This window comes from Escherichia sp. 20412-1, assembly GCF_003027595.1.
Classification (GTDB): Bacteria; Pseudomonadota; Gammaproteobacteria; order Enterobacterales; family Enterobacteriaceae; genus Escherichia; species Escherichia marmotae.
Map to the genome: position 1 here is coordinate 1 of NZ_PYQM01000041.1, position 12,466 is coordinate 12,466.

At 41.5% G+C, this 12,466-nt stretch carries 9 protein-coding genes and 2 pseudogenes; 9 read left to right on the top strand and 2 right to left on the bottom strand.

What is annotated here, in order from left to right; genetic code table 11:
• Positions 1-283: 283 nt before the first annotated feature.
• Together C7B16_RS24865 and C7B16_RS25410 are read right to left on the bottom strand one after the other, a co-directional pair.
• Positions 284-583 (bottom strand): annotated as a pseudogene (locus C7B16_RS24865) (H-NS family nucleoid-associated regulatory protein); the annotation flags it as partial.
• A gap of 194 nt (positions 584-777) precedes the next feature.
• Complete coding sequence (locus C7B16_RS25410; protein WP_258182579.1) at positions 778-1,170, bottom strand: tyrosine-type recombinase/integrase; 393 nt, start codon at positions 1,168-1,170, stop codon at positions 778-780.
• A gap of 559 nt (positions 1,171-1,729) precedes the next feature.
• On the opposite strand from C7B16_RS25410, the pseudogene C7B16_RS19790 reads away from it, so the two are divergent.
• From C7B16_RS19790 to C7B16_RS19835, 9 genes and pseudogenes are all read left to right on the top strand, one after another.
• Positions 1,730-2,928: pseudogene (locus C7B16_RS19790) on the top strand (IS256 family transposase).
• A gap of 1,462 nt (positions 2,929-4,390) precedes the next feature.
• Positions 4,391-4,861, top strand: coding sequence for a type VI secretion system contractile sheath small subunit (gene tssB, locus C7B16_RS19800; RefSeq protein WP_107180025.1), 471 nt, complete (start codon positions 4,391-4,393; stop codon positions 4,859-4,861).
• Positions 4,862-4,870: 9 nt separating this feature from the next.
• A complete protein-coding gene (tssC, locus tag C7B16_RS19805) occupies positions 4,871-6,349 on the top strand; it encodes a type VI secretion system contractile sheath large subunit (RefSeq protein WP_375122101.1) in 1,479 nt (492 codons plus the stop codon).
• Between the two features lie 9 nt (positions 6,350-6,358).
• Positions 6,359-6,847: a hypothetical protein gene (locus C7B16_RS19810; protein ID WP_107180027.1), complete on the top strand. Its 489-nt coding sequence runs from the start codon at positions 6,359-6,361 to the stop codon at positions 6,845-6,847.
• A gap of 162 nt (positions 6,848-7,009) precedes the next feature.
• Complete coding sequence (locus C7B16_RS25415; protein ID WP_258182580.1) at positions 7,010-7,282, top strand: pantothenate synthetase; 273 nt, start codon at positions 7,010-7,012, stop codon at positions 7,280-7,282.
• A complete protein-coding gene (gene tssF / locus C7B16_RS19820; protein ID WP_107180029.1) occupies positions 7,275-9,071 on the top strand; it encodes a type VI secretion system baseplate subunit TssF in 1,797 nt (598 codons plus the stop codon). Before C7B16_RS25415 ends, tssF begins: the two co-directional genes overlap by 8 nt.
• Positions 9,062-9,997, top strand: coding sequence for a type VI secretion system baseplate subunit TssG (gene tssG, locus C7B16_RS19825; protein WP_107180030.1), 936 nt, complete (start codon positions 9,062-9,064; stop codon positions 9,995-9,997). Before tssF ends, tssG begins: the two co-directional genes overlap by 10 nt.
• A gap of 9 nt (positions 9,998-10,006) precedes the next feature.
• Positions 10,007-11,977, top strand: a complete 1,971-nt coding sequence (locus C7B16_RS19830) for a type VI secretion system Vgr family protein (RefSeq protein WP_107180031.1) — start codon at positions 10,007-10,009, stop codon at positions 11,975-11,977.
• A 10-nt stretch (positions 11,978-11,987) separates the two neighbouring features.
• A complete protein-coding gene (locus C7B16_RS19835) occupies positions 11,988-12,452 on the top strand; it encodes a DUF6931 family protein (RefSeq protein WP_107180032.1) in 465 nt (154 codons plus the stop codon).
• Positions 12,453-12,466 lie beyond the last annotated feature (14 nt).

A 12,466-nucleotide genomic window follows, 5' to 3' on the forward strand; every position in this document is an offset into this window, starting at 1 on the left:
GAGCATTATAACGAATGGCATCCGCATAGTGCGTTGGGTTATCGCTCGCCACGGGAATATCTGCGGCAGCGGGCCTGTAATGGGTTAAGTGATAACAGATGTCTGGAAATATAGGGGCAAATCCATGCAGCCAGTTGGTATACTGTGGACTTTCCTGCCACACCGGAGACATTATCGTGACGAAAATACCAGTCTGTCGCAGGGATAATTTGTTTGTAGGATGTATTACTCATGGATTTTCTCCCTTAACAAAATGATGATATAAAACTATATCCTTGCCATATTACTGCTCATCTGTTACTCCGTTCAAACTCTTATTGATACGAAAATCTTCCAGAGAACGCCCGGCTTTCAACGCTTCATTAATCGGTTTTGGCGCACGTCCACGACCAGACCAATATTTCGTTTCACCATTTTCTTCAAATTGATACTTGGGTGGCGCTTTTGGTAACGTTTTTTTACGTGATTTTGGTGCTTCTTCGGACAGACCAAGCAGTTCTTCCGGTGAGAAAACCTCTCCGGCGATTAACTGAAGCAGTTCCTGACGTTTCCGTTCACGCTCTGCTCTTTCCACCGCCGCTTTTAGCCAGTTACGTGGTGTCTCTTGACTGGCCACATCCCACATCGGTGTGGCTCAACGCGTTAATAAACGAAACGTCGCAAAATACTCCTGCAGGCGTCGAACGTAATCTTCATCGGGCAAAGGCACAGCCCGAAACGGCACTTCTTACTGTTCTTCTTTCGTCGGTCGTCCTCGCGATCGCGGTGCTCGTTGCTTCAATGTCCGCAGTCTGACAAAAGGCATATCTCCATTGAAAAAAAATCACTGGGTGTGAGGGCCAATGCTTCGTTGATCCGAGCACCAGTGTTCCATAATGTTTCAATCAATACCCGCTGGCGCAAATCGGGAAGGAAGCTCAGCAGCACCGAAATTTCCGGCGCCAATAAATAGCGGGGCACATCCAAATCGGCGGCGATGGCCATTTCACGCAACCGAACTGCACGCGCATAGTCACCAGGCAAACCGATCGCGCTACGTGAAATCTGTTCCAGATTGTGTGGTATCAGGCTCAATTTTTTAATCTCCGCAATCTCGTGCATTTTGGTACGAAAAACACACAACACTGGCCGTGGTGTCGCACTGGCCAGTGGCCAGTGGCCAAAATGCAAAAGACGTTTTCTGAGTGACTATTTTGCCGAGCTTGATGATAACAGGGAAGGGGAATAAATCGGTGATTGGTCAGTGCTAGTATTGGGGAAAAAACGAAATGAGCGTAAAAAACGAAATTTCGGTGGTCGCCGTAACGCGCCCGGAACGGCACCACCGCCAGCCATGGGGTATGCAACCCCAGAGACCGTGCGGAGTGTAGCCAAATTACAGGACAATGAATAGCCTTTGGGGATTCTAGCAGAAATCCCTAATGAAATTCATAAGCTATAAAAGGAGGAGGAACTACGAGTTAAGTGTTCTAAAGTCAAGATAAAGAAAAAATATGATGTCTTCACTGCAGAGCTTCTAAGCCGCTCCTAGTAAGATAAGCCATAATATAAAAAAGCAACGTCATTCGTATCCTTATCTAGAGCATTTATTACACGCCTGAAAACTGTGCCTTATATCCCTGTTCTTAAAGACAAGGCCTTGGCACACAGGATAATCAGAGACTGTAATTAAAATTGTGTAATTGCCTGTTTTTGATATGTTCACTCCAACAACGGAGACAGGCAAACAATGGACGAAAAGAAAGTTAAAGCCCTTGCGGCTGAACTGGCTAAAGGCCTTAAGACCTCAACCAGTTTTCACGCATGTTGACAAAGCTTACCGTCGAAACGGCGCTCAATGCAGAACTGACTGACCATCTCGGTCATGAGAAAAATGCTCCTAAATCAGGCTCTAATACCCGTAATGGCTACTCGTCAAAAACGGTATTGTGCGATGATGGCGAGATCGAACTTAACACGCCGCGTAACCGTGAAAATACCTTCGAACCGCAACTAATTAAGAAGCATCAGACACACATCACCCAGATGGACAGCCAGATTTTGTCCCTGTATGCCAAAGGCATGACTACGCGGGAAATCGTTGCCACGTTCAAAGAAATGTACGACGCCGATGTCTCGCCCACGCTGATATCCAAAGTGACCGATGCGGTTAAAGAACAGGTCTCTGAATGGCAAAACCGACCGTTGGATGCACTGTATCCCATTGTTTATCTTGACTTTTTTGTGGTTAAGGTTCGTCACGGCGGGAGTGTCATTAACAAAGCGGTGTTCCTCGCGCTGGGCATCAATACCGACGGTCAGAAAGAGCTGCTGGGTATGTGGCTGGCAGAAAATGAAGGTGCAAAGTTCTAGCTGGGTGTACTGACTGAGCTGAAAAATCGTGGCCTTCAGGACATCCTGATTGCCTGCGTGGACGGCCTGAAAGGCTTCCCGGAAGCGATAAATAGCGTGTACCCGCAGACGCATATTCAGCTCTGCATCATCCATATGGTGCGCAACAGCCTGAAATTCGTGTCGTGGAAGGATTACAAAGCCGTCACCAGCGGGCTGAAAGCGGTATATCAGGCCCCGACAGAGGAAGCGGCGTTGATGGCGTTGGATAAGTTTGCAGGCGTCTGGGATGAAAAATACCCGCAAATCAGCAAGAGCTGGCGCACACACTGGGAAAATCTCAACACCTTCTTCGGTTACCCACCGGATATCCGCAAGGCCATCTACACGACGAATGCCATCGAATCGCTGAACAGCGTCATTCGGCAGGCGATAAAGAAGCGCAAGGTGTTCCCAACAGACGACTCGGTGCGAAAAGTGATTTATCTGGCGATACAGTCGGCGTCAAAAAAATGGAGTATGCCAATCCAGAACTGGCGGCTGGCAATGAGCCGTTTTATTATCGAGTTCGGTGACCGCCTTAGCGACCACCTTTAATACGGCGGCAGTTACACAGAATTATTTACAGGGTCGATAATCAACTTCGAACATAAGAAATATCATCCATTATCAGATAGACTGGGGTATCTCCAAGTCGGTTATTATCGTGTTTTGATAGTCATTTTATCTGCGTAATCCATAATGAATCAGTTACCACTTTTCCTTTTGGTGGGTTATCCTGATTTATGCTACTTCCCCTCATACCATACATAAATACCAGAACTATAAAACTTCGTTAATCCTTCATTGACATTATTCCTACTACTATCTCCCCTAGAACCTTTAAATCCGGTACCATTGGTAAAATAAGATTGTCATTACTCATCCCCGCAAATCCGCTGGCAACACGAACAGGATAAAAAGCGGAGGAAAACTACGCCATTTATATTGATGTTTAAGAAATCAACCTCAAAAACAGAATCCGTTCTTAGCCCCTATTTTACCGCGCCATTGCTTCTTATCCTGAATTGTCTCATTCTGTCGCTTGTAATGCGGGGAGAGGGGCTGTCTCCGCTCTGGAAGGCATCTATCCCGATGTCGCCGGCTTGAGCATCCAATTGCTGCAAGTCGCGGAGTGGATCCTGAATGGTCTCCCAAGGCACCTCATCTGGTGTAAGGTCACCGCGCCCGCTCTGCGATGTCAGCGCTGGGGCGGCGTAGGTAACCATTTTCATTTCTTTTATTTGTGTGGCTGCTCTGTTCTTTTCACCTTCCAGTAAAATATACCTCCTAGTCACCCAAACCCGCAAGGCAAGCTAAAGCAGGACGATGCACTGTCCTTGCGCGTTGGTCTTTTGTCGGTTTCACGGCTAAAGAAATCAGAGAGACTGGGGGTGTATCAAAGCTATAGCACTGAAAGGAAGGCGTTGATATGTATATCTCGTTTTTGGTGATGACTACCTTGCAGGCGAGGGTTACGTCGTTTTTTGCTTAATATTGCTCTTTGAGGAGGAGTGTTACAGGTTTTGGGTACAGGTGCTTGATATTGCCTTAACTGCTCTATGATTTAAGTAAACAGCGTATGTCGTATCTGTGTTTATTATATCGTATTAATTCTTCTGAAACACCATAAAAAGATATTTTTTTGCTTGTTATTGTTTTTTTAGAATAATGGTAAGACGAAATTATATTAGTTATAGATATAAAAAAATAAAATTTTGTATTGATGTGAGTTTTTTACTTTTGTATGTTGAGCTATTGTAGCTAATGGTTTTATTATTTCATCTACTTATGTCATTTTTAGTCGATTTATTTAATTAATTTGGTTTATTGTATCGCATTGATATTATATATTGAAAAACATGGCGCAGTAAGGTTAAACTATGTGGATGCTAATTTATACTCATTTAAGTAAATGAGTGCGGTAGCTATTCTTTACTTAAGTTATGTATACATAATCTACTCCGTTATTTTATTACAACGAGTAGAACTTTGTATTTAAATACAGGATTAGAAGGAAGTGAGTAATACGCAACATAAACTTGATAAAGCCCGCCCCCCCAGAGTTCAGATAACGTATGATGTTGAGACTGGGGGGGCAGAAACTGCGAAGGAATTACCTCTAGTCATTGGTGTTCTGGGGGAATATTCATCTACAGAGTCCCCACTGCGGGAGCGAAAATTCATCAGCGTAAACAAGGATAATTTTGATGAAGTTATGGCATCAATGTGTCCAGAAGCCCATTTTCTTGTTGATAGTGTTCTTCCTGGAAACGAAGGAAAACTTAATATATCACTTGAATTTAAGTGCAGGGATGATTTTTCCCCCGATCGTGTTATTCAACAAATACCATGCCTGAAAAAGCTATCAGAATTACGAGAACAGCTTTGTGAGCTGCGTAATAGAGCAGCAAGTAATGAAAAACTGAAAGAAAAACTTCAAGAGTTGTTGGAAAATATTCAGGGTAATTCTGGCGTAGGTGAAAATTAAGGGATAACTATGGCAACAACACAATCATATATCCAGAATGAAAAGCAGTATGCCACAGATGATTGCCTTGAAGATATTATTAATAATACTTGGGCTGTAAGGCAGGAATCTGAAAGAAGTCGCTTTAAATTACAGGTGAATAATTTTCTGTCCGAAGTTGTTTCTGGAACTCTGGTTGTTTCCAGTGATCTAGTTGGAAGCATCGAAAGGCGGATTGCAGAAATAGATGAACTAATGTCAGAGCAGCTTAGCATTGTTATGCATGCGTCTGAATTTCAGAAAACAGAATCAGCATGGACGGGATTATTTAAACTTGTTCAGGCAAGTACGACAGAAAATGTAAAATATACGGTATTACACTGTACTAAAAAGGAATTACTTAAGGATTTTAAGTCTGCCTCTGATTTCGATCAGTCTGTGTTGTTTAAAAACATTTATGAAAGCGAATATGGTACTTTTGGAGGAACCCCATATTCAGTTTTTGTGGGGAATTTTTATTTTGATAACACGCCACAAGATATTGATTTACTGGAACATATCTCTCATGTCGCAGCCAGTGCCCATGCTCCTTTTTTGAGTGCCGTTTCACCGGGGATGTTGTCCATGAACACCTTCAGTGAATTACCTTATCCACGAGATCTGGCCAAATTGTTTGAAACAACTGATTATGCCCGATGGCGTAGTTTCAGGCAGACAGATGACAGTCGTTATGTCGGTCTTACACTGCCTCAGTATCTAGGGCGTTTGCCATATGGAATGAAAACGGTTCCGGCAGAGACATTCAATTTTGAAGAACGCATAAATGAAAACAGCACAGGAAAGGACTATCTGTGGATAAACACGGCTTTTGAACTTGCCTGCCGAATTGTTGATGCTTTTGAGGAATATGGATGGTGTGCAGCTATACGTGGCGTCGAAGGAGGCGGACTTGTTAAATCGCTGCCTGCGTATAACTATGTGTCTTATACCGGAGAGCGGCTTCTGCAATGTCCGACTGAAGTTGCTATCTCAGACCGCCGGGAAAAGGAATTATCTGACTTGGGGTTTATTCCGCTTGTTTATTGTAAAGGGACGGATTTCGCAGCATTCTTTGCTGTTCAGTCTGTCAATAAACCCCGCCTCTATAATTCTGATCAAGCGAACGCTAATGCGAAGTTGTCCTGTCAGCTCCAGTATATTTTGGCAACTTCCCGTTTTGCACATTATTTGAAATCTATTGTGCGTGATAAAGTGGGTAGTTTTATTTCAAGGGCGGAATGTCAGGCATATCTTCAGAACTGGATCATGCAATATGTGGTAGCGTCAGATAATGCAGGACAGGAAACTAAAGCTCGTTATCCACTGCGTGAAGCATCCATTGAAGTAGTTGAAATTCCAGGTAGCCCTGGAAATTATCGTGCGATCGCTTGGATAAGACCTCATTTTCAGTTGGAAGGTTTAAGCATGTCATTACGTCTTGTCGCCGATTTACCAGCAAGTGTCAGTTAAGAGGATATTATGGCCAAACATAGCGGTAGTGAGTTTGTAAAAGTAACAGTTGACGGAAAAGTTCTTCCTGGTGCTTCAGAAGAAGCGCAGTATAAAGAGTGGTTCGAAGGTTATAATCCGACTGGGCTTCAGCTCTACGCTGGCATTGATGGCCCTGTTTTTGATGTGACCACTCTCAGCCTTGTTGCCTCTCAGGGAACGGGAGCACTACTGGAGACATTTCTGAAGCGTGGACATAAAAACATTGTAATTGAAACTGTATGCAGGAGCAGCAACAAATTCAGTGATTCATATGAATCCTCTAAAATTATTTATCACGACTGTCATCTTCATGAAGTAGTGCTGAAAAATGATGAGGAAGGGGTTCTATATACCCGAATTTCCTTTACTCCAGGAGATAAAGTTGAAGTCACCCTGCAGGTACCAGATAAGGAGGACGGCGCTCTGGCAAAGGTGGGGCCAATAGTTTACAGCATACCTGAGAAGAAACTGGCATAAAAGACCGGCTAGATGCGTTCCTTTCTCCAGCGTTTACGGGATGATGACCCTAGTTTAGAAGTAGACGTGTTTAATTCTGAGCCCCGTGAGGACCTGAAAAGTGAATTGAGGATGTTATTATCATCTCGTCCTTTATATATGAATATGGAGGATATTCCTCTCGTGAGTGATTCAGTTTTGAATTATGGCGTCAGTTATTCTTTATATACCGACTTAACAGAAGAATATAGTGCTGTTGTTAATACGGAAATTTCAGCAAGAATTTTAAAGGCACTCCAGCGTTATGAACAGAGGTTGGTTGAACCGTTTGTTGAGTGCCATTTTTCTGATGGAAATTATTCAATGTTTTTAGTAACAGCCATGTTCTTTAAGGATAAAATAAAGTTTTTGATTAAGTGGGATAAAAACTCAGGCGAATTTTCACTGTATGAATAAACTCTTACTTTACTATCAAAAAGAGCTTTCTTTTCTTAAAAAGCATGGAGAGGAGTTTTCCCGAAAATATCCAAAGATTGCCAGACGTCTAGGATACCACCATGGTACTTCAGAAGATCCTCATATTGAAAGACTCACAGAATCATTTGCCTTTCTAAGCTCAAGAATCCATCAGAGGCTAGATGAGGATTTACCGGAAGTCATGGAGGCGCTGCTGCTGAACTTGGCACCACAGTTTTTGTATAATTATCCCTCCTCATGCGTTGTTTCTATCGAGCCAGATCCGAATTCTAGTGGCATGACTACTCTTTACCAGCTTCCAGCAGGAGCTCAGATTTTTACTAGACATAAAATCAGCACACAATGTCATTTTCGGACGGTATACCCACTTACGATTGTTCCAGCGACTACCAACGACGCAAAGCTGTACTATGATAAAAAGTCTTCTTTATGGAAAATTGAGATAAATATGCATTTCTGGGACAGGGTTGATCTTGCAACTAATTATATTAGATTTTACCTGAATGGCCCTGCAAATATAACAGGAATGATTTATACGTTATTGTGTTCCGAGTCAGACCATATCGTTATAGAGAAAAATGATAATGTGCTATATGAAATAAAGCCTCGTATATCATGTGTTGGCTTTGATGAAAATGAAACGACATTACCGCAAAATGGTAATGTTTCTCACATACATCATCTTGTATTAGATTATTTTTCATTTCCTGAAAAATTCAATTTTATTGATATTAAATTTGGTTCTGAAATTACTTTTCGTTCAGGCGAATCACTAAAGATAACTACTGTATTGAAAAAAACATCATCCCGTTATGAACCTGATAAAATAGTAAACTATATCAATAAGGATATATTCAAAATAAACTGTGCACCCATAGTAAATCTTTTTGAAAAAAAAACGGAACCATTGAGGTTATCGGGTGATAACGATGAACATCAGTTGAATGTTGATTTGCACCGTAGAGGGGAAGTTCAAATTTGGTCTGTGCATAAAGTTACGCTACACCGGCAGAATAACGATTCAGTTAAAGCGATACCGCTGCGTCCTTTATTTGGGCTAGAACACATGATGTCGGAGAGATCATATAATATATTCTGGCACAGCTCTCACTGCCGAGGGGGAAATGAGAAATTTGAAGAAAATGTATATATTCGCCTAACTGATGATGGGGGAAACAAACCAGAGATACTATCAGGGGATGTACTATCTATAGATGTTATCTGTACAAATGGTGATATCCCCTCATCAATGAATAATGGAGATCCAGACGGAGATTTTGATTCTGATATTCCAGTTGCTGATTTGCGGATAACAGCACTGACACGGCCATCCAAGATGCGTCCAGCTATCACATTGTCCGGACTTAACTGGAGAGTTATATCTCAGTTATCACTTAACCACGTATTGCTTAGTGGCACTGATGGTGCAATGGTTCTGCGAGAAATGTTATCTATATATAATTATAACAATACCCAAGAAGTAACAACATTTATAAGCTGGATTAAAGATCTTCAGGTGACCCCTGTTTCATCTCGTTTACCAGGTATATGCCCTCCTGTTACTGCAAATGGGATCAATATTACCGTCATTCTTTCACAGGATGCCTGGATGCATCCTGAATGTTTTCTTTTTTGCACTTTTCTGGATCGTTTTCTTGGATTACATGCCCCTGTAAATAGTTTTACACGTGTAATTACGGTTATTGAACATGCAGAGCATACACGAAAAGTCTGGCCGGTAAGAGCAGGCAAGTTATCATGGCTATGATAAATATAAGAAATAAATTCAGTTTCTTCAAACAGATACGTATTCTTCTAGCTAAAGTTCGCAAACAAAATGACAGTATTTCTGAAGCAGTTGATAAACATTTTAGATTTTCATCCACTCTATCCCTAGACGCCCATGATGGCCAAATTGATAAAATTACGAAAGATGAAAAAAGTGGAATTTATTATTTTTCTGTTTATGACAACGGGCTGACTGGTGCCACCGGTATCCTGCCTGTAGCATATACAGAATGGCTGATTGAACGAAAAATACGTTACAATGATACAGCCCCAAAAGCTTTTATTGATATGTTTAACCACCGGATGTACTGCCTGTCTTATTTGGCGTGGCAGAAAATGCGTCTGCCCAGTGATGAAAACAAACTGGAAGATAGTGTTCTTAATAATGTTATTTTGTCTCTGGCGGGCATATCCAAAAATACACTAAGTCTAACAGGGCAAGCATATACATCACTCTACGCACAGTCGGTAAGATCTCTATCTGGGCTTGAACAACTACTATCCTTATTATATCAACTCACTGTAACCATACACCCTTTTCGTGGGCGCCATGAGAATGTGGAACAGGAAGAACAGGGAAGGTTGGGATATTGTAAGTATTCTCTGAGAGACGGGCCCGTTATCGGTCATGTCCGATGGAGGGTCGATTCACATTTTGATGTAGTCCTCGGTCCTATTGATTATGAAAGGGCGCTGAAATTTATGCCCGGAGGCCCGTTTCACCAGCGCGTACGTCAGCAGATCCGATCATATATAGGTGTTACGCCTGAATTTACGGTCATAATATTGGTTCAGCCTTTTGAAACAGATAATCTGTTGAATTCAGGTAAAAAACTCGGTTTAAATATTTCTCTTGGTTCTGGAAAAGAGAACCAGAAACCCCGTTGTTTTCGTATCACTAAGTGAGTAAGCTCCATGTATTTTTCAGAACATTACCAGCAGCATTTCCTACAGTTGCACGGTAGTTCAGCATCTTTTTTACAGCCTCTTGAAATTGAAGGCCACGAATCAATTTCGGCCCCCTTTTTCTACAAACTTAGATGCCTGACTTTAGCAGATAACAACGCTCTAACTGCATTACAGGGGCAAACTTTATGCTGCGAAATAGGGGATAAGAACTCATCATTTCCATCTCGGTTTATACATGGCATTATCACACGAATTGAGTACAGTGATGATAACAGCGAGCAACGCATTTGTATTCTCACATTGCAACCAGAGTTTGCAGAGTTGGGGGGCGGGAAAAGGAGTCGCGTTTGGTCAAATGTAACTGTATCTGATATCGTTACTATTATTCTACAGCAGCACAAGTTCCGCCATCCAGATATCAGACTTTGTAATGTTCCTCCAGTAATGGAATACAGAATTCAGTACAGAGAATCTGATCTTGATTTTATTGATCGTATTTTGTCTGATGCAGGTATTTGTTATTTTTTTATACATAAAAAAGATTCTCATACTATGGTCCTTGTGGATGAGTCTGTGTCCCATCCAGATGCATACCCAGCAACGCTGAATTATTTGCCGAGTGAACATATGTTTCAACCTGGGTATATATGGGAGTGGTCCAGTTCATCTGAATTGAAAAACTCGAGTGTATCTATAACGGGATATAATGAAAAAAACACCACTGATATAACTATAAAAACAGAAAGCTCAGATTCCTGTATTAATGCTAAAAAATGCAGTTATGAGGATATTATTCCTGACGGAAACCGAGATTGTATAAAGAAAAAATCTGAAACAATCATGGCATATCATGATAGCCAAATACAGACATGGCAGGGGGAAACTTGTTCATGGTGGCTAGCATGTGGTGAACGTTTTAAACTGGTTCACAAAAAAGATAAAATAGTAGATTATAGGATTACTTCACTTCTGATTAGAGCAGAGAACAATTATGGTGCCTCTGTTGGTGAGTTTAAATGCAGAATCCAAGCAGTTGATAACAGAAAGGTGCTCACTGCTCGACCCAAAAATGGTACGCCGGTTATACCGGGTGTACTGCTTGCCAGAGTCGTTGGCCCTGAATCTGAAGATATTTTTACCGATGAATATGGACGCGTCAAAATCCGCTTTCTCTGGGGGAAAGAGGCTCTTTCAGGGTCGGAAAAAACATCCTGTTGGGTCAGAGTATCTCAGCCATGGTCAGGATCTGGATTTGGTAGCCAGTTTATTCCCCGAATCGGAAGTGAGGTATTGGTGAGTTTTATTCAGGGAGATCCTGATTATCCAGTCATTGTAGGGTCAGTTTACAACGGTCAGAATAAACCTCTTTTTCCTCTGCCAGGAAATAAAAACAAATCCGGTTTCATCACCCGTAGTGTAAATAACGGAGGAAAAGAGGAAGGTCATCAGTTAGTCTTTGATGATAAAAGAGGTGACGAAAGAACAACCTTATCTTCATCCGGTGATTTCTATCTGACAGTTAAGAAAGACATGGTTAGTAATATAGATAACTTGATGTCTTTAACTATCGCTGCCGGGCGTACATCTGAAATAAGAAAAGGAGATGATATTCTTTTTATAAATCAGGGAGACCTTCAAAGGGAGGTTAAAGGAAATATAAACATTAAAGTTTCGAACGGGAATTATGATCTCATAGTTTCAGGTGGTTCTGGGAATATTATAACAGATAAAAAACTCACGCTAGAATCTACCCAGTCTGTTCAACTGAAAGTTGGCAATAATGAAATAACTCTATCACCTTCAGGTATAAACATAAAAGGAACATCTATTAAATTAGAAGGACAGGCTATGATAGAGATTAAAGGAGCGATGGTTAAACTAGAAGGACAGGCAGTTACGGAGATGAAAGGAGCTGTCATGACGCTCCAAGGTTCTGCAATGACGCTGATTAAAGGAGGTTTAATTAACATTGGATAATGTTTTCTCTATGAAAAAAAATACAATAACTCCTCTGAAGGAAATAATTTGTTGCGTTGAGGAAAATTTAATTAATGGAAATTGGCAGGTTGCCATCGAAATATGGGTAATGAGTATTAAACCATTAGATTTTATTAGATGGCTTGCTAAAGTAATTGCACCTTCAGTCAGTGCAGAATTTAGTGAGATTTTGAAGGATATTATGATGTGGCGGGATCACGATGATGAGCTACGGAGAGAAATCTATACGAAATCTGAGGAGCTGGGCTTTACCACACAGGCCGGTGCTCTTGGTCTGGCCTTGTTCATGTCCGGAGGTAGCATGGGCCTGCCTGAATATGATCCGATTAATGCCCCAGAAGGAGCTATAAAACAAATTCTTCACGCTATATTAATAAACCAGTTAGTTATCACTTCAGACACTCCTGCTGAAGCTGTGAAAATGCTTTTCCAGAAGTGGTGTTGCAGTCATTAGTAAGGAGATATCAA